Raw genomic sequence first — 22523 nt, 5'->3', positions numbered from 1 at the left:
ATCGCCGAGGCAGCGGACCGGTCCGGTGCGGCTGACGCAGCCGCGGCTGCCCGGTCGCCGTGCCCGGTCCTGTCGCTGTGTCGGGTTCGCCGAGCAGAGGGGGATGGGGGGACGGTGCCGGGACGGGCCGACCTCCTCGGCCCGTCCCGCCCCGTCAAGGTCAGTCGACGGCCGGGGTGCCCGTGACCTTCAGGTGACGGACGCGGCCCGCGTTGTCGAACGATCCGAAACCCACCCTGCCCGAGGCGAAGACCGGGTCGGTGGCCGTGATCAGCGGATCGCGGCCGCCATCCAGGTAGACGGCAGTCTCACCGGTGTCGGCGCAGTGGGTGAGGCGCACCTTGTGCCATCCGTCGTCCTTGATCGCCGGAGGTGCGCCGGAGGTGCCGTCCCACTGGTCGTCGATGCGCAACCGGTCGGTGTCGTTGACTGTGAACATGCCGTTGTGCGGGTAGATCGTGTTGTCGCTCGACAGGTGCGTGTACTGGAACCGGGTGTCCGACTGGTAGTCCCAGATGAGAATGACATCGCGGTTGCTGATGTCGACGGGGGTATCGATCCGTACCTCCGCCTCGACGGTGACCGAGGAATAGCGCGGGCCCGCGGTCAGGACGGCGTATTCGAAGGGGCGACGCGGCCCCGGCCGGGCGACGCCCGGCTCGGTCAGGATCGTCTCCTGCCTGGTGTACGCCCACTTGGCCGGGGTGACCGGCGCCCAGTTGTCGGGCCCTGTGGTGTGGGTGGTGGGGGTGTTTCCGATCTCGCAGTCGGCGAAGGTGCGGGTTCCGGTCACCTTCCAGACCTTGCCGTTGGCCTTCGAGACGAGGTACAGGCCGCCGCTGCGGTCGGACCCGAAGCGCAGGTCGACGCGTTGGTCACCGGCGAGGTCGCGCATGGTGACCGTCTTCCCGGTGGACTTGTCGAAAAGCATCAGCCGCTCCAGCGGCGCGAGGTCGGCGCCGCGGCGCATGTCGCGCGTGTCCGCTGCCAGGATGCGGCCGTCCACGAGGTCGCCGAAGATGTATTTTCCGCGCAGCGCCGGCGCGTCCTTGCCGCGGTAGACGAAGCCTCCGGCGATGGCGCGGCCCACATCGGACCGGCAGTTCCAGTCGGCTCCCGGGTCGTGATCGTACGCGGCGACCGGATAGGTGTAGCCGTACTCGGCGTCGTCAGCGGGAAGGGGAAGGATGCGGGCGCACGGGTCGGTGGTCTCCTTGTCGAATACGAACGGGCCCTCGCGCTCGCTCCAGCCGAAGTTGTCGCCGGCCTCGACCTCGTACACCGACTCGATGGCGTGCTCGCCTATGTGACCGAGATACATACGGTGGCTGCCGCCCGTGTCCCAGCTGAAGCGATGCGGATCCCGCATTCCTCTGGCATAGATCTCGCCGAGCGAACCGGGCTTGCCGACGAACGGGTTGGATGTGGGGATGCCGTACCGGCCGTTGGCGCTGTTACGGCCCGCAGGGTCGATCCGGAGAAGTTTGCCGTGCGGGAGGGTCAGGTCCTGCGGCTCGCTGTTGCCCACTCCCCGCCCGCCGTCGCCCACCGCGAGGTAGAGCAGGCCGTAGTCCTCGTCGTGGGGCTTGGCCGTCGGGTTGAAGTCGATCTGCTGGATGCCGTGTATCTGGCCGGTGAAGGCGATCCGCAGCACCTCGCGGTGGGTGCCGTGGAAGACGGCCGCGGAGGGGTCGTCGGCGGTCCACTCGGTGATGACGTTGTGATAGGTGAGCGTGCCGGCCTGCCGGTAGTCGGGGGGCTCGGTGGTCTGCGAGGCGAGCTCGCTGTGGACGGTGTAGAAGCGCCCGTTCGCCCCGAACTCCGGGTGGAACGCGGCGTACCCGAACCCCTGGCCGAGACCGCTGCCCGAGAAGAAGTGAGGGAATGCCGCCTTGACATCCAGGTAGGGGTGCGGGGTGCCCCCGGAGGTGCTCCTCGCGGCACCGGGGTCGGTGAGGTACAGGGTGCCGTTGAGGTCGGGAGTCGCCATCCGGCCGGAGCCGTCGGGGATTTCATTGATGGTGTTGATCCGGGCGTGGCGCATCAGGCGCGGGTCCGTCGGCGCCGGGACGGGTTCCGACTTGGGGAACTGGGCGAACTCCTGGAGGACGAGACCCGTCCTGGACTGGACGGGTTTCTCCGGAATGGGGTCGGTCAGGGCGGCTGCCGTCGCAGCGGGCTCGTCGGCATGGGAGGGCGCGGCGAGCCCGCCCAGAGCGAGGGCGGTGCAGGCGGCCAAGACCGCCCAGTTCCTTCGATATGTACGTCGTGACGCCATGCGAATCCCTTCGGGCCGGCGCGACAAGCAGGGAGGGGGACGGTCCAGGGGCGAGAACGGTCAACGGCCCCGCGTCATGTGCCGGTACTCCGCCGCCACCGTTCCGGCCGGCACCGGGCGGTCCAGGAACAGGAGGTCGTCCATGCGGCAGTCGCAGGCGTTGGCCTCCCGGGTGTTCTGGGGGAAGCTGCCGCCGATCTTGATGCCGCGGGGATCGGTGGGCGAGGCGCGGTGGGGCGCGGACGTGGTTTCGAGCTCCCAGGGGTCGCCCGGCGTGACGTAGAAGCCGTCCAGGGGCTTGCCGTCGCGGTAGAGGGCAAGGGTGCCGTCGCGGAAGTCGAACGTCGCGGTCAGATGGACCCATTCGCCGCGCGGCAGCAGTTCTTGCCAGGGGGCGGTGGCGGCGAAGGTCTGGGAGGCGCCGCTGTCCAGGCGTCTGCCCAGCGCGACCAGCCTCAACTCCCCGTTGACCTGGATGAGTTCGAGCAGCGCACGCACCGCGTGGCCGTCAGAGGTTCCGGACAGTACGCCGGTCAGCCCGATGGCGTTGTAGCGGTCGCCCGGGTCGGCCGTGTTGGAGTTCAGGGCGGGATTGTCGCCCGTCATCTTGAACCAGCCCATGAGGGTGGCGCCCCGGGCGCTGCGGAAGGCGCCGAGCGATGACATGCCCTCGGCATCCCAGGCTCCGGCCTTCCAGTCGTCGTTGCCCGCGGTGGCCGGGTTCTGCTGGCGCACTTGCAGGGCGGGCGAGGCGCCCGGGTAGGCTGCGTCGGCGACGCGCATGGCGGAGCCGCCGTTGATCAGGCTGAGCGTGGTGCCGGACCGTCCCATGTCCTGTTCGCGACCGGGGTCGGCGGGGTCCGGGTGTCCGAAGTCGTACGCCGCGACGGCCTGGGCTCGCAGCGGAGAGTGGGCAGTTGAGGGGCGGGCCGCCTGAGCCGGAGACGTGGCGGCGGCAAACAGGGCGGTGGCGACGAGCGCGGCGGCGGCACATGAGCGGCGTCTGGTGCGGGGCGGTTTCATACAGCCTCCCAGCGGCAGCGAAAGGGGCAGCCGACCGGGGCATCCCGGCCGACAGAAAGCGCTTTCGTTCGCGTGCGATGACCATGTAACTCCCTCGCGGAGCCCCTGACAATGGGCGTGTACGCGCCAATTTTCTGCGTGCCCTCCGGTGGCGCGGACTCCTCGCTGAAGCGGATGCGGCTCGCGGGCGGTCCGCCAGGGCGCGGATACCAAGCGGCTCACCGCGGTCCGCACGCGGTCGGTCAGGGCGCGGATGCCCAGCAGTCGGCCGGCGCCGGGCACCGGCTCCCGCAGCCTGCCTCCGGTCAGCTTCCGGTTCCCGCCTGCCCGTCTCCGTCCGCGCACAGCGACGCCTCCACCACCCGGGTGCTCGCCTCCCGGACGGCCTCGGGATGGCCGAACAAGCCGGGCAGGCCGCCGCTGTGCAGCAGGACGGTGCGCCGGCCGGGGCGGATATCGCCCTCTCTGACCGCGGCGACGAGGCCGGCCAAAGCCCGGCCGGTGTACACGGGGTCCAGCACGATGCCCTCGGTCCGGGCGCACAGGGTGATCGCTTCGAGGACGGCGGGTTGGAGTGCGCCGTATCCGGTGCCCACCTGGTCTCCCCGCAGCCTCAGTTCCGTGCCGTCGGCCTTCTCCGGCATCGCCGTCAGCAGTCCGTCGACGGTTTCGGCCGCATCCGGAACCGCACCGCAGTCCACCCCGAGCACGCGCCGGCGGCCGAGCGCACCCACCAGTCCGGCCATGGTGCCGCCGGACCCGACGGCAGTGACGACGTGTTCCACATCGGGCACTTGCTCCATCAACTCCCTTCCGGCCAGCACATAGCCACGCGTCGCCCTCACATCGGTTCCGCCGAAGGGGATCACCGCCGCTGTCCGCCCGTGCGCGTCCAGATGGTGGGCCACGTCGCGGACGGTCCTCTCCAGCGTCGCCCCGTCCACGTCCCCGGCCCACACCAGGCGCGCGCCCAGCAGGCCCTGGAGTGTGATGTTGCCACCGGCATCGGCCGCCGGGCGGCCGGCGAGCACCAGCACTGCCTCAAGGCCGAGCCGCGCAGCCGCGGCGGCCGTCAGTCGGGCGTGGTTGCTCTGAGCGGCGCCGCTGGTCACGAGCGCGGTCGCTCCCCCGGCGATGGCCGCACCGACAGTCCACTCCAGTTTCCGAACCTTGTTGCCTCCGGCTCCCAGACCGGTCAGATCATCGCGTTTGACGAACAGGTCCTCCGGTCCCAGACCGATCGCCGCAGCCAGCCGGGGTGCAGGCTCCACCGGGGTCGGCCAACTGCCCAGGACCACGCGGTTGCTCAGTTCGGCCATCAGACAACCTCCTTCTCTGCCTCTGCCAGGCATTCTCCGCCGACTGCGCCGCGAGACCTGTCTTCCCCCGCCGATGAGCTCGCGCGGTCATCCCTTCCGCCTCCGACGGCAGTGGGGCAGGTGAGCCGGCCGACGTGTGCGACAGGTACGGCGTCCATCCGGGGCCGTGTCGCTCACGCATCCGCAGCGAGGAGCAGCCGCCGCACAGCTGCCGATCCGGGTTCCGTGTCGCTGGCGTGCCCACGGCGAGGGAGCAGCCGCCGCACGGCCGTCGATCCGGGTTCCGTGTCGCTGGCGTGCCCACGGCGAGGGAGCAGCCGCCGCACAGCTGCCGATCCGGGTTCCGTGTCGCTGGCGTGCCCACGGCGAGGGAGCAACCGCCGCTCGGCCGTCGATCCGGGCCCGGACCGGCACATCATCCCGGAGTCTGCGCGTGCTGGGCGGCCAGCCGGACGTGGGCACTCTGCTCCCCGAAGCCCGTGTACGCCTCGTCGCGCTGGACTACCTCGAAGAAGACATGGCCGACGGTCGCCGTGTAGAAGTGCCGGAACTGCCCGTCCCCGTCGTAGTCGTAGAGGATGCCCAGCTCGCGGTACATCTCCAGTTCACCGGGGCCGAGAAGATGGCGCGCGGCCAGGTCGTCGTAGTAATTGGCGGGAACCGGCAGAAGAAGGCCCGTGCCGGCCATCCGGCGCGCGACACCGATGATGTCGTCAGTGGTCAGGGCGATGTGCTGGGAGGCGCGGGCGGCCGGGCCGGGCGCGGGGTCGATGCTCAGCGCGATGCGCACCGCGCCGTCGGCGGTGGAGACGGCCCGGCTGCGGCGCAGCCCGTACGGGTCCGGGACGTCCACGCTGTTGTGCGGTCGGAGGCCGATCACGCTGCGGTAGAAGAGCAGCGCTTCGTCGTACTGGTGCCACGGCTGTGTGAGGGCGACATGGTCGATGCCCGTGACGAGCCCGGTGTCCGCTCCCGAGCGCGCCCCGGAGCTCGTCACCGGGGCGAAGTCGTCCAGCCAGTCGGGGAGGTTCGGGCGGCCGGTCGCGCAGAAGAACAGTTCGGTGCCGTCCGGCGCGGCCACGGTCTCCAGCAGTGTGTCCGTCCGGGCCCGGCGGCGCGGGAGCACCGGAGCGCCGAGGGCCTCCGCGCGCTTGGCCGCGGCCCCCGGGTCGGGAGACTCCAGGCCGATGGCCGCGAGGCCGACGCCGCTGCCGCCGGTGGCGGGGGCGGTGTTCACCAGGATCCGGGCCTCGCCCTGCTCCCACAGGTCCACCGGCTTCGATGTGTGCTTGCCCGTGCGGGAGAATCCCAGCGCCTCCAGAAGTGTGGTCACGGGTTCGGTGTCGAGAGTGACGACTTCGGTGAAGGCGACCCCGCTGGGTGGGGCGGCCTCCGGAAGCGCGATGACGCCCGCGGCCTCCTGGAGTGCGGTGAGGGAGCGCATCGCGTCGACGGCCGTGCGGCCGGATGCGGCCTGCCGGAAGACGTCGTTGAAGACTTCGAGCGAGAGCGGTCCGTCGTAACCGGCACGCACCACGGAGCGGACGAAGGCCGCGAGGTCGAAGTCGCCCTGCCCCGGAAAGCACCGGTGGTGCCGGCTCCACTGGAGGACGTCCATGCCGATGAGCGGCGCGTCCGCGAGCTGCACGAAGAAGATCTTCTCGCCCGGGATCGCCGCGATTCCCCCGGGGTCCGAGCCGCGCGCCAGGATGTGAAAGCTGTCGAGGCAGACGCCGAGTGACGGGTGGTCCGCGGCTTCGACGATCCGCCACGCGTGGTCGTACGTGCTGACACGGCTCCCCCACGCGAGTGCCTCGTAGGCGACACGAATGCCGTACTCGGCAGCCAGTTCGGCGAGTTCGCGCAGTTGGGCGGCGGCCAGCGCGTCGTCGTCGCGCGCGTCCGACGATACGTTGGAGCAGGCCAGCACGGTGTCGGCGCCCAGTCGCCTCATCACCCGGAACTTGTGCTCGGCCCGCCGCATGCAGTGGGCGAACGCCTCGTCGGAGAGGCCCTCGACGTCCCTCATCGGCTGGTAGAGAAGGATGTCCAGACCCAGATCCGCCGCACGGAGCCTGATCTGCTCCGGTGTGAGCGGGCTGGCGAGCAGATCGTTCTCGAAGATCTCCACGCCGTCGAAACCGGCGCGGGCGACGGCGTTGAGCTTCTCGGTCAGAGTTCCGCTGAGGGAGACGGTGGCGATGGACGTGCGCATGGTGATCCTTCTTCTGGCTTCAGCTGCGTGGACCGGGGATCTCGGCGAGATCGGTGACGTCGGTGAACATGCGTTCCACGTCGGGTTCGCGACGGGTGAAGAGCCGGAAGGAGTCGGCAGCCTGGAGCGCCGCCATTCCCCTGCCGTCGAGTGTGGCGCAGCCGATGGCGCGCGCCTCGGCGAGGAGCCGTGTCTCCAGGGGCCGGTAGACGACCTCGGCAACCCACAGGTCCGGGCGCAGCAGTCCGGTGTCGAGCGGCATGCCGGGGTGCGTGGCCATGCCCGTGGGGGTGGCGTGCACAAGGCCGTCGCACCGTGCCATCTCCCGTTCGAGAGTGTCCGGACGGCCCGCGGTGACCCGTTGCGCACCGAAGTCGGCGTTGAGCGACGCGGCGAGGGCTTGGGCCCGCTTCTCGTCGGTGTCGACGAGGGTGAGGTGCGCGGACCCGAGAGTGAGCAGGGCGTGGGCGACGGCCGCTCCCGCGCCTCCCGCTCCCAGTTGCACGACGCGGCCGGTCGGTGCGCCGGGCAGGCCCCGGGCGAATGAGGCGGCGAATCCGGTGACGTCCGTGTTGTGTCCGGTGGAGCGTCCGTCGCGGAACACCACTGTGTTGACCGCGCCGAGCGCTGCCGCCATGGGGTCCAGATCGTCCAGGTGCGGGATGACGACCTGCTTGCAGGGGTGGGTGACGTTGAGCCCGTCGTATCCGAGGTCGCGGGCGGCGTGGACGAGGTCGCCCACCTTCTCCGGGCCGGCGCCGAGTGCGTCCAGGTCGAGGAGCCGGTAGAGGTAGCGCAGTCCCTGCCGGTCGGCCTCCCGCTCATGCAGCGCGGGGCTGAGGGAGGTGGCGATGCCGGCGCCGATCAGGCCGATGAGATACGTGTTCCGGGTCATCGGTCCTCTTTCCGCAGCAGCCGGGCGATGCGCATCAGTGCGAAGACGTAGCCGTCGGTTCCCGCGCCGCAGATCACGGTGTCCGCGACCGCCGAGACGCGACTGTGGTGACGGAACTCCTCCCTGCGGTGAATGTTCGTCAGATGCACTTCCACCACGGGTAGTTCCACTGCGTCGAGGGCGTCCCGGAGGGCGACCGACGTGTGTCCGTAGGCGGCCGGGTTGAGCACGATCCCGTCGCAGGACGCCCCCGCCTCCTGGACGGCGTCGACGAGGGCGCCCTCGTGATTGCTCTGCCGGCAGCGGACCTCCAGCCCGTGGGCGGACGCGGTCGCGTGGCAGAGGGTCTCCACGTCGGCGAGCGTCTCGCTGCCGTAGAGAGCGGGCTCCCGTGTGCCCAGCAGATTGAGGTTGGGGCCGTTGAGGACGAGCACCCTTCCGACGGTCCGCCGGACGTCCGTTTCCATCACGCCTCCAGTAATGTACGAACTAGTACGTTACTTATAGCAAGAGAGGCCTCCAGCGAGAAGATCCCGGGCGGGAGTCTTCGGGATTGCGCTGCTTCTACAATCGGTGGACGTTCTGATAGCACGGAGGAGCCAGGGCATGCCCATCGCCCCAGAGTCGTCAGCGCCCTCGGACCGTCGGCGCGATGCGGCCCGCACCCGGAGCGAGATCCTCGCGGTGGCGACGAAGGAGTTCGCCCGTGACGGCTATGCCGGCGCCCGGGTCGACAAGATCGCGGCGCTGACGCGCACGACGAAGCGGATGATCTACTACTACTTCGGCGGCAAGGAACAACTCTTCACCGCGGTGCTCGAAGCGGCGTACTCCGAGATCCGGCAGCTGGAACGGGAGTTGGACGTCGAGCATCTGGATCCCGTCGCGGCCACGCGACGACTGGTCGAGCTGACCTTCGACCACCACGAGGCACACCCGGATTTCATCCGGCTGGTGAGCATCGAGAACATTCACGAAGCCGAACACATCAGCAGTTCGGAGAAGTTGAGCCGGCTGGGTTCCCCCGCGACCGAGGTCCTTCAACGCATCCTGGAGTCCGGCCGCGCTGCCGGGCTCTTCCGCGCGGACGTCGACGCCGTGGACGTGCACGCGGTGATCAGCTCCTTCTGCTTCTTCCGCGTGTCGAACCGCCATACGTTCGGTGCCCTGTTCGGCCGCGACCTCGTCGCGGCCGAACGCCGGGACCACTACCGGACCATGCTCGCGGACATGATCGCCGCCTATCTGACGGCGCCGCCCCCGGACGCCTGAGCGGGGCGCCGCCACCTATCTGACGGCGCCCTCTCCGGACGCCTGCGCAGGGCGCCGGCCGGGACGGCGCAACGGAGGGACAGCGATCCTGTCTCGGTGCCCCTCTTGTGCGGCGCGCTCCGCCCCGGGGAAGACGGTTCGGGACGCGTCAGGCGTGCGTCACCGTCCTGGGCAGGACGGTCGGCCTGCGGGGAATCACCGCGGGTGCCGGGTCGCGATCGGTCAGGGTCAGCGCGGTGAGTGCCGCGTGGTCGGGTGACATCGAACAGGCCGGGTCGGTGCGCGCGCCGTCGCCGGTGAGTGCGAAAGCCTGGCAGCGGCAGCCGCCGAAGTCCTGCTCGCGCCGGTCGCAGCCGCGGCACGGCGACGGCATCCATTCCGTCCCGCGGTAGAGGTTGAAGGCCTTCGACTCCTCCCAGATCCAACGCAGCGCATGGTCCTTGACGTTGACCGGGTCGAGGCCCGGCAAGGTGGCGGCTGCCGGGCAGGGCAGCACCGTGCCGTCGGGGGTGACGGTGAGCGAGACCGCACCCCAGCCTCCCATGCACGGCTTGGCGACACCGGCGAAGTAGTCCGGCGCGACCCAGACGATCTCCAGGCGCCCCTCCGTTTCCTCCCGCAGCCGGGTCACCGACGCGACGGCCGCGGCGAGCTGCTCACGGCTCGGCATGAGTGCCCGACGGTTGAGCAGACCCCAGCCGTAGAACTGGGTGTTGGCGAGTTCGATCCGGTCCGCGCCCCAGCGCAGCGCCAGCTCGACGAGATCGGCCACCGCGCCGAGATTGTGCCGGTGCAGCACGACGTTGACTCCGAGCGGCAGCCCGGCGTTCTTCACGAGGGCGGCAGCGGCCTCCTTGGCCGCGAAGGAACGGCTTCCGGCGATCCGGTCCGAGGCGGCGGAGTCCGCGTGCTGCACGGAGAGCTGCACACTGCGCAATCCGGCCGCCATCAGATCGCGCAGGCGCTCTTCGGTGAGCCCTGAGCCGCTGGTGACCAGCTGGGTGTAGATGCCGGCCGCGTCCGCCCCCGCGACGATCGTGTCGAGATCGCGGCGCAGGAGAGGCTCGCCGCCGGAGAGATGGGTCTGCAGGACCCCCAGCTGTGCCGCCTGGCCGAAGACGTCGACCCAGTGCTCGGCCGTGAGCTCCTGGGAACGGCGGGTCAGTTCGAGCGGGTTGGAACAGTATCCGCAATGCAGGGGGCAGGCGTGTGTCAGTTCCGCGAGCAGCGCCCAGGGGGGTGCGGTCGTGGTCAACGGATCCATCCTTCCTTGCGCAGGCGTTCCATGAACGGGCCCACCTCGGCATCGACGGGAGCGGCGGGAAACCTGGCCCTCAGCGCGCCGACGATGTCCGCCACCGTGCGCGTGCCGTCGCACAGCTCCAGCACGGCACCGGCGCTCCCCTCCAGGACGACGACGCGTTCGGGCATGAGCAGGACGTCCTTGCCGCGGATCCCGTCGTGCCGCAGCACGACCGCCGGGGCCCTGCGCGGACGCCACACTCCGGTGGCAGGGGTCGCCGTCACGGCGTGCCCGGTCGGCTGCCGTGCTCCACGGCGTCCAGCAAGGACCACAGGACGTCGCACTTGAACGCGAGTGCGGCCAGGGCCCGTTGTTGCTCGGTTCGGGTGTCCGCCCAGTCCACCACCCAGGCCAGTGCCTCCGTTCCGTCGCGACGTCCCTGCGGCACTCTGCTCCGGAAGTAGGCGAGTCCGGAGTCCTCGATCCAGGGGTAGTGGTGGGGGAAGGTCGCCAGTCGGGTCATCATGATGTCCGGCGCGCACAGTTCCGTCAGGGACGAGGCCACCGCCTCCAGCGCCGGGCTCAGCCGGCAGAAGTTGACATAGCCGTCGACGGCGAGTCGGACGCCGGGCAGCACGGACTCACCCGACTCCAGGCCGGCGCGGTCGAGACCGACGGCTTCACCGAGCCGCAGCCACCGCTCGATACCGCCCTCGCCGTCCACCGGACCGTCGTGGTCCTGGATCCTGCGCAGCCAGGAACGACGCAGGGCGGGCTCGGGCAGTTTCGCCAGGATCAGGGCGTCCTTCACCGGGATGCTGCGCTGGTAGTGGAAGCGGTTGGCAACCCAGGTGCGCAGCTCCGCCGGGCTCAGCCGTCCCTCGTGCATCCGCGTGTTGAACGGGTGCCTGTCGTGGTAGCGGCTGCGGGCCAGCTCTCGCAGCTCCGCCTCGAAGGCTTCCGGGGGCTCGGGGGCGTCGTCGGGTGGTGCGGTGGCACCGGTTGTGGTTCGGGGCCGTGCGACCGTTGTCATAGCTGGATCACCATCCCGTCCCGGGCGACTTCCAGTCCTCGCGCGGCCAGGTGGCCGTGGTGCCAAGAAGCGGGGTCGTTCAGGGGGTTCGTATTGTTGAGGTGCGTGTAGAGGCAGCGGGCCGGGAGCGGAGCGAGTCGTTCGGCTGTGCCGCCGGGCCCGTGGACGGGCAGGTGTCCCATGCCGGTGGCTGTCCGGGAGGAGATCCCGAGCCGCTGCGGCTCCTCGTCGTCCCAGAACGTCCCGTCGATGAGGAGACAGTCGGCTCCGGCGACCGCTTCGCCGAAGGCGTCGCTCCAGGCCGCGAGTGCCGGTGCGTAGAGCGCGGTCGTGCCGTGGCCGGGGTCGTGCGCGTGGACGGCGACGACCCAGGCGTCGTCCTCGGGTGCGGATGCCGCGTAGCGGGGCCGCTTGCTCGACAGGGGCACGGCGGACACCTCCACACCCGCCACCCGCGCGGGCGGCCCGGCACCGACGAGTGGCAGGTCGTGCCAGCTCAGCGTGGTGTAGGGCGTGAGTACGGTGTCGAGGGCGAGCCGTTCGCGCAGCGCCTGCCGTACCGGTGCGGTGGCGAAGATCTCCAGATGGTGGGCTTCCCGCAGGCGCAGGAGGCCGAGCGTGTGGTCGAGTTCGGCATCGGTGAGCAGGACGCGGACCACGGGGGTGCGCCGCTCGCCCGGTCCGGGGAGGAGCGCGGGATGGGTTTCCATCTGGTCGGTGACGTCCGGGCCGGCGTTGACGAGGAACCAGGAGGACGACCCCTCCCCGAGGACGGCGAGGGAGTCATGGCTGCGACGCCGGTCGGGGTGGGCGCGTGCCCCGGAGCATCCGGGGCACGCGCAGTTCCACTGGGGAACTCCTCCACCGGCTGCCGAGCCCAGTGTGAGCAGCAGCATGTGGCGTGCTTCTAGAGGGTGTTGAGGGAGTAGGCGGTGACCTCCATGGCCGTGTCGACGACCGTGAAGTCCGGCGTGGACCAGCCGCCCGGGGCGGCCGGGGCCGCCGCTTCGGTCTGCGGTTCGGGGGTCGATGCGGAGTTCGGCATGCTCGGTGTCCTTTCAGACGCGTGCTTGGTTGCGGAGACGGGTTGCGAGGTGTGCGCCGGGCCGGTCGGCGTCACGTGGGCCTGCGGCCGGAGAGCTCCGAGGCGCGGCGACCAACGCCTTCAGCAGTCCGTTCAGTGGTTCAGTTGGTCCACCTGACGGAATATTGTGGGGTGATCGATACGCTAGACACGTCGTGCGGCCCTGACAAGGGGGCGGACGGCCTTCGCTGTTCCGGCCGTAGGCGCTCCCGCGCACGGAGGCGCGCCGACGGCGCCCGGCGCTCACGCCGACCGCAGCGACAGCTTGAGGGCTGCGTGCGGTTCTGCTTGCCGCGTGCGGTTCTACTTGTGCTGTGTGCAGTTCTACTTGCTGTGTGCAGTTCTACTTGCAGAAGGGCTTCATGCCCATGACCGACTGGATGCCGCCCGTGATCAGCTTCTGGAACTCGGACGCGCCCTCGAAGGAGCCGTCGGTGGTGAACTCCTTCGCGTCGTGGCCCAGCGTGGTGACCCAGGAACGACCGCCGTCGTAGTACTGGCACCAGGCGACGGGGTGGTTGTCGCCGTGACCGGGGTGGTTGTAGTTGCCCGTCACGCCCTTGGCGAGGGTGCTCTCGTCCACGTTCGCCAGGACCCGCACCTTGGTGGGGGCGGGTACCAGGTTGTACCACTCGTCGGTGAAGTTCCACCGCGCCGGCAGTTCCTTGGTGGAGACGTCCTTGCGGTTCTTGGTCTCCACCGTTCCGGGCTGCGCGGCGCCGTGGTCGTAGAAGTTCGCGTTGCCCAGCAGCCCTTCGTACCAGGGCCAGTTGTACTCCGTACCGAAGGCGTTGTGGATGCCCACGAAACCGCCGCCACCTCGGATGTACTGACGCAGCGACGTCTGGGCCGCGTCGTCCAACGCGTCACGGCTGGTCGAGAAGAAGACCACCGCGTTGTACTTGAAAAGGGTGTTGGGCGAGGCGAGTTGCGCGACGTCCTCGGTGTAGTCGACCTGGAAGCCGGCCTTCTCACCGATCTCGACCATGGCCTTCTGGACCACGTTCGCGTCGGTGACCGGCGGGTTCAGCCCCGTGCCCAGCGCGGGGCCGAGGTTGGCGTGGCGTGGTCCCGCCGTGCGCGTGTACAGCAGGACCCGGTAGCCCTTGGCCGGGTCGAAGTTGCCCCAGTCGTGGTAGCAGTCGGCGTCGAGTCCGCGGCAGACACCGTAGTCCGGGTCGCCCAACTCCTCGGCGCCGGCGCCGATCCGTCCGTGTGCCACGCTGAGGGTGCCGGTGGAGATGAGTGCCATCACCATGGCAGCGGCCATCCCCAGTGTGGCGAGGACCGCTGAACGGGTGCTCAGCGCTCCCGCTCCGGGCTTTCTTCGTGACATGGGTGTGGTTCCTTTTCTCGTGGGTGGCGTGCGCAGGCGGCACGCCGCGGGATCGGAAGGTTCTCGTGCGCGCAGGTGACAAGCCGGGCTCGTGTACGGGGGTCGTCCTTCAGGAGACGACCGCGAGGATCGTCCTTCAGGAGACGACTGCGAGGGTCGTCCTTCAGGAGACGACGATCTTGCCGGTGCTCTGCGGGGAGACGGGGTCGTTGAAGAAGAACTCGCCCGGTGTGTCGAAGGTGTGGGTGGAGGATTCGCCGGGCATGAGCAGCCCGGTGTCGAACTCGGCCTCGAAGAAGGCGACGGCGCCGTGGGCGGACTTGTTGGATGCCGGGTTGGTGAAGGTCACCGTGGTGCCCTTCGCGATGGCCAGGTGCTGCGGTGACATGGCGTTCTGCGCCACCAGGTTCTCCGTGGTTCCCGGCGCGTTCCTGGAGCTGTCCCAGATCCTGCCCAGGGTGACGGTGTTGCCGGCTGTCGCGCCGGAGACCGCTGCCGATCGGATCTGGTTGCGCTTGGACGGGGGCACGGGCGCGTCGGCCGGACCCACCCGGCCGCCGACCTTGAAGGCCCACAGATGGTCGCCGCGCGGGATGTCCGGGTACGGCAGCCCGTTTCCGCCGGCCAGCACGGCTACATACTGCTCGCCGTCGATCTCGTAGGTCATCGGGCTCGTGTTGACGCCCGCGCCGCACTGCCAGGTCCACAGCTCCTGACCGTCGGAGTCGTCCATGGCGGTGAGGACACCGTCGGGCCGGCCTTGGAAGATGATCCCCCCGGCGGTGCTCAGGATGCCGTTGCCGTGGGCCAGTGACCAGTCGCCCTCCTGTCGCCAGGAGACGGTGTTGGTACGTGGGTCGACCGCCACCAGGCCGCCGGCGAAGTACTCACCCAACGGTCTCGCGGTGTTGACACGGCCCTCATGCGTGTTGGAATACGCCGAGTTGATCAGCCCGTAGCCCACGTAGACCAGGCCCGTCCGGTGGCTGAAGGACGGGAACGACCAGTCCGCGCCGCCGCCCGCGCCGGGGTACAGGATCGTGGGGCGGTCCCAGTGCACCTCGAAGAGGCCGCCGGTGGCGTAGAACGGTACGGGCCTGGTGGCCTTGTCGATGCGCGGCTGCGTCTCGACGAAGGGCTCACCGCCGGGGAACGGCTGTGTCGGGGAGGTCTTCTGCGCCGCGTGCTGCGGCACCGGTCGCTCCTCCATGCCGTGCACCGGGTCGCCGGTGGCCCGGTCCAGAATGTAGTACATCCCGGTCTTGCTGCCGTACACGACGACTTTGCGCTTGCGTCCGTCGATCTGGATGTCCGCCAGGACCGGGGACATCACACCGTCGTAGTCCCAGATGTCGTGGTGCACAGACTGGAAGTGCCAACGCCGCTTCCCGGTCTTGGCGTCGATGGCGACGATGCAGTTGGCGAAGAGGTTGTCGCCACCCCGCTTCGATCCGTCGGTTCGCGGATACGGGTTTCCGAACGTCCAGTAGACGAGGCCAAGTTCGGGGTCGACGGCCGGATGGATCCAGCACACCGCCCCGCCGGTCCTCCAGGTGTCGCCCTCCCAGGTGTCGTGTCCGAACTCACCGGGTCCGGGCGTACCCCAGAACGTCCACACGACCTCGCCGGTCGACGCCCTGAGGGCGTAGCCGCGGCCTCGGGCGCCCGCGGTGCTGCCCTGGGTGCCGATGTAGATCAGGCCGTCCCAGTAGACGACCGCGCCGGCGAGGCCGCCCTTGCTGCCGCCGCACTGGCCGCTGGCCGGGTCGCAGCCGGGATCGCCCTGATCCTCGATGAGCATCTCCCTGCTCCAGACGACGGCGCCGGTCCGCTGGTTCAGGGCGTACACCGTGTTGGAACCGGAGATGGTGAAGGCCAGCCCCTCACCGAGTGCCACCCCTCGCATGTTGGTGGTCTCCGTGCCGACGTTCGTCTTCCACTTCACCGCACCGGAGCGGCCGTCGATGGCGAAGATGTTCTGCTGCGTGGTGGCGAGGTAGAGCACACCGTTCTCGGCGACGACGGCGCACTGCTGCGCGCGTCCGGTGTCGCCGCCTTCGAGGTTGATGTGCCAGGCCCCACCGAGCTGCTTCACATTGCGCGGGGTGATCTTCTTGAGTGCTGAGTAGTTCTGGTTGGCCAGGTTGCCGCCCGCTTTCGGGAAACTCCTGTCCGTCGGGTCGAAGGTCTGCTTGGGAACGGGCAGGGCCAATGTGCCGGTGCGCGTCTCGGCCGCCTGGGCGGACGAGTTGAGCAGGGCGACGGCCCCTGTGGTGCCGGCCGCTGCGCTGGCGAGGAAGCTGCGTCTGTCCATGAACCCTCTTTCGTGGCATGACCTGCCGGGCCGGATCACCTCGGGTGGTCCGGGTTCGGGGCAGGGGAAGAGAGAGCGGGAGAAGCGGATCATGGTCCGCTGTGCGGTTCGCTAGACCCGCATGATGGTCGCCGGGAGGCGGTTCCATACGTTAAGGACGTAGCAGGGGCGTGACAAGGGTTATGACGCGGATTCTTCGGCGTCGGCCGGATCGGCCGCCGCGAGACGCGCGGGGAGCACCGACCTGGGGATGGGCCCCTTGTTGCGACGGCCCTGCCCCGACTCCTCCCACGCGTGGGCGAGAATGCCCACCGACCGGCTGAGCACGAACAGGCCCCTGGCCAAAGGAGCGGGAAAGCCCAACTCGGCGTAGATGACGGCGGTCGCCCCGTCGATGTTCATCGGCACGGGTCGCGCGCCCGCGCGACGGTGCAGCAGGGCACGCTCGACGGCCAGCGCCGCCTGAAGGTGCTCGCCGGCGACGACTCCGGCGGCCACGGCCTCCTCGGTCAGGCCCAGCAAGGGGTCGCGACGCGGATCGACCGGATGGAAGCGGTGCCCGAAGCCCGGCAAGTAGCGCGAGCGGCTCTGCCACCGCGCCATGACCTCGGCCGCCGCTTCGTCCCAGTCACCACCCCGCAGACGCAGGGAGCGGATCTCGCTCAGCATCTCCACGCATTGCTGGCCGGCGCCGCCGTGCACGTCGCCGAGCATGTTGACACCCGTCGCGATCGCGTTGTTGAGGCCGACTCCGCAGGTGGCGGCCATACGAGCCGCCGCGATCGAAGGTGCTTGGGGCCCGTGGTCGACCCCCGCCACCAGCGCCGCCTCCAGGAGCGCGGACTGACCGGGAGTGGGCAGGTCACCGCGGAGCAGAAGCCATGCCATGTCCACGAGACCGATCGATCCGATCAGTTCCTGCACGGGCCGGTCACGGAGCTCAATGGAGCCCGGCTCGATATGGCTGACGGCCGTGGCCCACCATTCGGCGGCTTCGCTGTTCGCCGACGAGGATGCCGAAACGTTCATGAAGGTGTCGCCTCCCTTGCCGCGGTGGAGGACCAGCGCGCCGCGAGCTCGTCCCGTTCGTGGTTGTGCTCGCCGAGCAGTGGGGGCGCCGTCCTGGGCAGGAACGCCTCCCCGTCGAACAGCACGCCGCTGCCCAGTACCAGCAGCGGTGCACCGGACGCGTCCGGTCGTTGGAGTTCGGCGATGAAGTGCCGGTGTCGCAGCTGTGGCTGGGTCAGCGCCTGGGGCACGGTGAGTACGCGTGCGGCGGGCACTCCGGCGTCGGTCAGCAGTTCCTCCCACTCCGAGGCGGAGCGCCGGGCGAGAGCCTCGTTGAGGGCCTCGTTGAGTTCGGCGCGGTGCGCCTTGCGCCCCTCCCGCTCGGCGAAGCGGGCGTCCGTGACGAGTTCGGGGGCGCCCGCCACGCGGCACAGGGTCTCGAACTGACGCTGCTGGTTGGCCGCGATGTTCAGCGGGCCATCGGCCGCGTGGAAGGTTCCCGATGGCGCCGCCGTCGCGTTCTGATCTCCCATCGGCTGCGGCGCGACGCCGCTGACCAGGTAGTTCGAGACGGCCCAGCCCATGGCAGACAGGGAAGTCTCCAGCATGGAGACATCCAGTCGGCTGCCCTTTCCCGTCCTCTCCCGGCGCAGCAGCGCGGCGCTGATGGCCAGCGCGGCGGACAGCCCCCCGGTGGTGTCGCACGCGGGAAAGCCGACCCTCAACGGCGCGGTGTCGGGTGTTCCCGTGACGCTCATCATCCCGGAGAGCCCTTGGATGATCTGGTCGTAGGCGGGGGCGTCGCTCATCGGGCCGGTCTGCCCGAAGCCTGATATCGAGCAGCAGATCAGGCGGGGGTTGATCTCGTCGAGCCGGTCCTGGTCGTAGCCCATCCGGGAGAGGACTCCGGCACGGAAGTTCTCCAGGAGCACATCGGCTCCGGCGAGCATCTCCTCGAAGACCTCGCGGTCGCCGGAGGTCTTGAGGTTCAACTCCACCGACTTCTTGCCCGCGTTCTGGGCGAGGAAGGAGGCGCCGATTCCGGCTCTGTTCAGCTCGGGGTCGGGGCCGAGGCTACGGGCGAGGTCCCCCTCGCCGGGGCGCTCGATCTTGATGACCTCGGCACCGAGCAGCATGAGCTGGTAACTGCAGTAGGGGCCGGCCAGGACGTTGGTCAGGTCAAGCACTCTTATGTCGTCGAGCGGTCGCACATCCATAGTGATGACTCCTTGGGCGGCGCCGGTGGTCGGCGCCGCCGTCGCGCACGGTTGTCAGCCCCGCGGTCCCAGGGGATGGTCGAAGCCCTGGGACATGATCTGTCCGGCTACCTGCAGCAGGTCCTCGGCGAACTCCTCGATCGCGGACTTGGTGATGCGTGCGGTGGGGCCGCTGAGGGACAGGGCGGCAACGAGCACGCCGGACGAGGTGGTGAGCGGCACGGCAATGGCGGTGAGGCCGATGTCGCGCTCGCCCTGACTGGTCGCGTAGCCCTGCTCCCGGGCCTGGTCGGCCCATTCACGCAACCGCGCCGCGTGCGGCTTCCCGTGCGGCGACGCGCCGGCGATGCGCTGGAGCAGGGCGTCGTCGGCTCCGGCGAGCAGGACCTTCGACGACGCACCGGCCCACAGCGGGAGTTCGTCTCCGACCTTCACGACGTGGCGCAGCGGCTGCGGACTCTCCTGCTGTGCGACGCAGACGCGGTGGATGTCCCGCCTGATCATCACGTTGGCCGTCTCGCCGCGCCGGTCAGCCAGGTCCCGCAGCAGCTTGACGGTCTCCGGGGGCAACTCCCAGCTGCTGTGGGCGAGATGGGCCCACCGCCACAGGCCGGGCCCTGCGGTGTAGCCGGCCTCGGTGGACCACAACAGTCCACACTGCTCCAACGTCTGCACCAGGCGCACCACGGTGGTCTTGGCCAGGCCGGTCGCCTCCACGATCGCTCTGAGGGAGACGACGGGTTGCTCTTCGGTGAGGAGCGACAGGATGTCCAGGGCTCTGCGTACGCTGCGTACGCCGCCCGGTCCTTGCTCGGGATCCATGTTTTCTCCTTCGTGTGTCTGTGCCACGAGAGTCCTCCAGGGCGCAACACGGGGAACGCGCCGGTGCACGCAGCGGTGCCGATTCGGCGGGACAGCTGCGCGTTCAACTTGTTTCGCCCGGCCTATTGCCAAGCCCAACCGGCGCCCGTACGTTACACGCCAGTCCACAAGGCGGTCTACGAAAACCGCTAGATGGCTTGTCTGGAGAAACGATGCTGGAAGTCATCCTCAAGTACGTCTCCGATTCCGAAGTCGTCGACGTGCTGCCCTTTCTCTCCGGCAGGTGGTCCGGTGACGGGCCGCCTGCCGAACGGACCGGCCCGTACCTGCGCCGAACCGTCAGCCGGGCACCCACCGCTCTGCCTGCGGAAACAGACCGGGCCATCGCCGAGGCCCGCCGCTACGCCCCCCAGGTCGCGACGCTCGCGCCGGCGGCCCGCGCGGAGATTCTGCAGCGCGCCTCGGCCGCGGCGCTCACCCACCGGGACCAACTGGCCCAACTGCTCGCCCTGGAGCTGGGCAAGCCGGTCAAGGACAGCCGCACCGAGATCGAGCGGGTCGCCTCGACCTTCGAGGTCTGCGCCGCCGAGGCGCGACGCATCGACGGGGAGACCCTCCCGGTCGCGGGGTGGAACACCGGCGTCGGCAACACCGCCTTCACCTACCGGGCCCCGGCCGGGGTCGCCCTCGCCATCACCCCGTTCAACGCACCGGCCAACCTGCTGGCCCACAAACTCGGTGCCTCCTTCGCCGCCGGCAACACCACCCTGGTGAAGGCGCCTCCGCAGGCACCCGGCATCTCTGCCGCGCTGGTCGCCCTGCTGCTGGAAAGCGGAATGCCTTACCAGGCAGTCCAGTTGCTGCACGGAGGAGGCGATGTGGGCGCGGCCCTGTGCGCGGCGCCCGAGGTCGACGTCATCAGCTTCACCGGCAGCGCCGCCACCGGAGCGGCCGTCGCCCGCGCCGCCGGTGCCAAGCGCTTGGCCCTGGAACTCGGCGGCAACGCGGCGACCATCATCTGCCAGGACGCCGACATCGACGCCGCGGCCAAGGCGGCGGCGCGCACGGGCTACAGCAACTCCGGGCAGAGCTGCATCTCCGTACAGCGGGTCTATGTGCACCGCAGCCGGTACGCCGACTTCCTCGACGCGTTCACGGCCGCCGTCGACACCCTGGTGACCGGAGACCCGATGGACCTCGGCACCGACATCGGCTCCATGGTCGACGAGGAGGCGGCGGACCGAGTGGTCCGGTGGTCCGCAGAGGCCGCCGACCTGGGGGCCAGCGTCCTGCGTGGCGGTACCCGCGACGGCGCCACCGCCGCTCCGACGATCGTCGCCGGCCCGCCCGCTCACGCCTCCGTCGTCGTCCACGAGGTCTTCGGTGCTCTCGTCGCCGTCATGCCCTACGACGACTTCGACGCCGTCATGAGCGAGTGCAACAACAGCCGTTACGGACTGCAGGCCGGGCTCTTCACCTACGACATCAACCGTATCTTCACCGCCTGGCGGCGCCTCGAAGTCGGCGGACTCATTGTCAACGGCACCTCCAACTACCGGTTGGACCATGTCCCGTTCGGCGGTGTGAAGGACTCCGGGTTCGGGCGGGAGTCGCCACGCTGGCTGATCGACGACTACACCGTCGTCAAGACCCTCATGCTCCGCGGCCTGTCCATCTGGGGCGACCGTCACGACCTCACGGAAGAGAACCAGTGACCACCGTAACCGCGGCTGAAGCCATCGTCGCCCAACTGGAGTCCTACGGTGTCGAGTACGTGTTCGGCACCTGCGGCCATACGAACATCGCTCTGCTCGATGCTCTGGGCCCCAGCCCCATCCACTTCGTCATCGCCCGCCACGAGCAGGCCGCGGCCCACGCGGCCGACGGATACGCCCGCGCCTCCGGAAAGCCGGGCGTGCTGCTCACCCATGTCGGTCCCGGCATGATGAACGCCGTCACCGGCGTCGCCACCGCGGCCATGGACTCCGTACCTCTCGTGGTCATCTCCGGTGACATCCCCTCCTATTACTACGGACGCCATCCGCACCAGGAGGTCAACCTTCACGCGGACGCCGACCAGACCGCTATCTACCGGCCCTTCTGCAAGCGCACCTGGCCCGTCCAGCGCACGTTCGACCTGCACCGCACCCTTGAGCGAGCCTTCTGGACGGCGACCTCGGGGCGTCCCGGCGCCGTGCTCGTCAACATACCGATGGATCTGTTCTCCCGGCAGGTCGAGCCGTACACGGTGGGATCGCACGCGGTGCCGGACAGTGCGCTGCCCGCCCTGCCCGAGCAGACCGCCGAACGCATCGCCCGCGCGCTCCTGGACGCCGAGCGCCCGCTGATCTACTTCGGCGGCGGGCTGCGTACCCCGGCGGCCAAGCAGGCACTCCTGAGCCTGGCCGAGCACCTCGACATACCGCTGGCCCACTCCCTCATGGGCAAGGGCGCCGTCCCCGACCGCCACCCGCTCCTCCTGGGCATGCCCGGATTCTGGGGACTCGATTCCACCCATGCCCACACCAAGGACGCCGATGTCGTCCTGGCGCTGGCCACGCGCTTCGCGGAGACCGATGCCAGCTCGTGGGAGCCCGCCCACACCTGGAACTTCCCTCCGAGCAAGCTCATCCAGATCGACATCGACCCCGCCGAGATCGGACGCAACTACCCGGTCGAGATCGGCGCGGTGGCCGACGTCGAACAGTCCGTCCGCGCCATCGAGGCGGCCGTTCGCGCCATGCGGCCCGAACCACGGACACGGCCGGGACTGCGGGAGGCTGTCGCGGACAGCAGGAGGGAGCTGTTCGGCGCCGCAGCGGAGAACGGGCGGAGCGACAACTTCCCCCTGCGCCCGCAGCGCATCCTTGCCGACCTGCGGGCCGTCCTGCCGGCCGACTCGGTTCTCGTCACCGACGTCGGCTGGAACAAGAACGGGGTGGCCCAGTCCTACGACCTGCCGCCCGAGGGTCGTTTCATCACCCCTGGCGGAGCCTCCACCATGGGCTTCGGACCGGCCGCGGCCGTCGGCGTGCAGATGGCGCAGCCCCGGCGCACCGTGGTCGCCCTCATCGGCGACGGCGGGATGAGCGCCCAACTGCCGGCCGTTCCGATGGCGGTGGAGCAGGGTCTGCCCGTCATCTTCGCCGTGATGAACAACCGTTCCCACGGGACCATCTCCGACCTCCAGCGCTCCAACTACGGCCGCGGATACGGCTGCGACTTCCTCGACCCCGAGGGTGAGTCCTACAGCCCCGACTTCGCCGCCTACGGAAGGTCGTGCGGAGCCGACGGCTACGAGGTGACCTCCGCGGCGGACCTGGCCAAGGTCCTGGCCACCGCGGTGGAACGGCGCCGGCCCGCGGTCATCGACATCCCCATGGTCAACGAGCCGGTCCCCACACCCGGCCACTGGAACATCAACGACATCTACCAGGGCAACTTCCCCGACGAAGGATGATTTC

19 protein-coding genes are annotated in these 22523 nt (G+C 69.7%); 3 read left to right on the top strand and 16 right to left on the bottom strand.

Features of this window, described 5'->3' with window-relative positions:
- Positions 1–160: 160 nt before the first annotated feature.
- The 6 genes from ACFVUT_RS03215 to aroQ form a co-directional block, all read right to left on the bottom strand.
- Positions 161–2239, bottom strand: a complete 2079-nt coding sequence (locus ACFVUT_RS03215; RefSeq protein WP_389643356.1) for a PQQ-dependent sugar dehydrogenase — start codon at positions 2237–2239, stop codon at positions 161–163.
- Between the two features lie 99 nt (positions 2240–2338).
- Entirely contained in the window at positions 2339–3301 is a 963-nt protein-coding gene (locus tag ACFVUT_RS03210; protein WP_389643353.1) for a hypothetical protein, read from the bottom strand.
- Positions 3302–3606: 305 nt separating this feature from the next.
- Positions 3607–4620, bottom strand: a complete 1014-nt coding sequence (locus ACFVUT_RS03205; protein WP_389643351.1) for a pyridoxal-phosphate dependent enzyme — start codon at positions 4618–4620, stop codon at positions 3607–3609.
- A 415-nt stretch (positions 4621–5035) separates the two neighbouring features.
- Entirely contained in the window at positions 5036–6835 is a 1800-nt protein-coding gene (locus ACFVUT_RS03200; protein ID WP_389643349.1) for a bifunctional sugar phosphate isomerase/epimerase/4-hydroxyphenylpyruvate dioxygenase family protein, read from the bottom strand.
- Positions 6836–6854: 19 nt separating this feature from the next.
- Positions 6855–7730 (bottom strand): shikimate dehydrogenase, encoded by an 876-nt coding sequence (locus ACFVUT_RS03195; RefSeq protein WP_389643346.1) that lies wholly within the window; start codon positions 7728–7730, stop codon positions 6855–6857.
- Complete coding sequence (gene aroQ, locus ACFVUT_RS03190) at positions 7727–8197, bottom strand: type II 3-dehydroquinate dehydratase (RefSeq protein WP_389643343.1); 471 nt, start codon at positions 8195–8197, stop codon at positions 7727–7729. Before aroQ ends, ACFVUT_RS03195 begins: the two co-directional genes overlap by 4 nt.
- Positions 8198–8336: 139 nt before the next feature.
- On the opposite strand from aroQ, the gene ACFVUT_RS03185 reads away from it, so the two are divergent.
- Positions 8337–9002, top strand: coding sequence for a TetR/AcrR family transcriptional regulator (locus ACFVUT_RS03185; RefSeq protein ID WP_389643340.1), 666 nt, complete (start codon positions 8337–8339; stop codon positions 9000–9002).
- 148 nt (positions 9003–9150) lie between these two features.
- Here ACFVUT_RS03185 and pqqE read toward each other — a convergent pair whose 3' ends face one another.
- From pqqE to ACFVUT_RS03135, 10 genes are all read right to left on the bottom strand, one after another.
- Positions 9151–10266, bottom strand: coding sequence for a pyrroloquinoline quinone biosynthesis protein PqqE (gene pqqE, locus ACFVUT_RS03180; protein ID WP_389643337.1), 1116 nt, complete (start codon positions 10264–10266; stop codon positions 9151–9153).
- Positions 10254–10529 carry a pyrroloquinoline quinone biosynthesis peptide chaperone PqqD gene (pqqD, locus tag ACFVUT_RS03175; protein WP_389643334.1) on the bottom strand — a complete coding sequence of 92 codons (276 nt, stop codon included), beginning with the start codon at positions 10527–10529 and terminating at the stop codon, positions 10254–10256. Before pqqD ends, pqqE begins: the two co-directional genes overlap by 13 nt.
- Positions 10526–11278: a pyrroloquinoline-quinone synthase PqqC gene (gene pqqC, locus ACFVUT_RS03170; protein WP_389643332.1), complete on the bottom strand. Its 753-nt coding sequence runs from the start codon at positions 11276–11278 to the stop codon at positions 10526–10528. Before pqqC ends, pqqD begins: the two co-directional genes overlap by 4 nt.
- The gene (gene pqqB / locus ACFVUT_RS03165) at positions 11275–12174 is read right to left on the bottom strand and encodes a pyrroloquinoline quinone biosynthesis protein PqqB (RefSeq protein WP_389643329.1); all 900 of its coding nucleotides are present in this window, start codon (positions 12172–12174) and stop codon (positions 11275–11277) included. The genes pqqC and pqqB overlap by 4 nt, the downstream gene beginning before the upstream one ends.
- An 11-nt stretch (positions 12175–12185) precedes the next feature.
- Entirely contained in the window at positions 12186–12323 is a 138-nt protein-coding gene (pqqA, locus tag ACFVUT_RS03160) for a pyrroloquinoline quinone precursor peptide PqqA (RefSeq protein WP_389643327.1), read from the bottom strand.
- 382 nt (positions 12324–12705) lie between these two features.
- The gene (locus ACFVUT_RS03155; protein ID WP_389643324.1) at positions 12706–13698 is read right to left on the bottom strand and encodes a ThuA domain-containing protein; all 993 of its coding nucleotides are present in this window, start codon (positions 13696–13698) and stop codon (positions 12706–12708) included.
- Positions 13699–13861: 163 nt separating this feature from the next.
- Positions 13862–16012, bottom strand: coding sequence for a PQQ-binding-like beta-propeller repeat protein (locus ACFVUT_RS03150; RefSeq protein ID WP_389643321.1), 2151 nt, complete (start codon positions 16010–16012; stop codon positions 13862–13864).
- 180 nt (positions 16013–16192) lie between these two features.
- Entirely contained in the window at positions 16193–17041 is an 849-nt protein-coding gene (locus ACFVUT_RS03145) for a citryl-CoA lyase (RefSeq protein ID WP_389643318.1), read from the bottom strand.
- Positions 17038–18237, bottom strand: coding sequence for a CaiB/BaiF CoA transferase family protein (locus tag ACFVUT_RS03140; RefSeq protein WP_389643315.1), 1200 nt, complete (start codon positions 18235–18237; stop codon positions 17038–17040). The genes ACFVUT_RS03145 and ACFVUT_RS03140 overlap by 4 nt, the downstream gene beginning before the upstream one ends.
- A gap of 54 nt (positions 18238–18291) precedes the next feature.
- Positions 18292–19059, bottom strand: a complete 768-nt coding sequence (locus tag ACFVUT_RS03135; protein WP_389643312.1) for an IclR family transcriptional regulator — start codon at positions 19057–19059, stop codon at positions 18292–18294.
- A 212-nt stretch (positions 19060–19271) separates the two neighbouring features.
- Between ACFVUT_RS03135 and ACFVUT_RS03130 the strand changes: the two genes are divergently transcribed.
- Both ACFVUT_RS03130 and ACFVUT_RS03125 read left to right on the top strand, forming a co-directional pair.
- Entirely contained in the window at positions 19272–20774 is a 1503-nt protein-coding gene (locus tag ACFVUT_RS03130) for an aldehyde dehydrogenase family protein (protein WP_389643309.1), read from the top strand.
- Positions 20771–22519, top strand: coding sequence for a thiamine pyrophosphate-binding protein (locus tag ACFVUT_RS03125; RefSeq protein ID WP_389643307.1), 1749 nt, complete (start codon positions 20771–20773; stop codon positions 22517–22519). Before ACFVUT_RS03130 ends, ACFVUT_RS03125 begins: the two co-directional genes overlap by 4 nt.
- The last annotated feature ends 4 nt before the right edge of the window (positions 22520–22523 follow it).

The organism is Streptomyces sp. NPDC058051 (genome assembly GCF_042885475.1).
Taxonomy (GTDB): Bacteria; Actinomycetota; Actinomycetes; order Streptomycetales; family Streptomycetaceae; genus Streptomyces.
The sequence above is the reverse complement of the archived record's forward strand: the minus strand, read 5'-3'. Positions and strand labels throughout refer to the sequence as shown.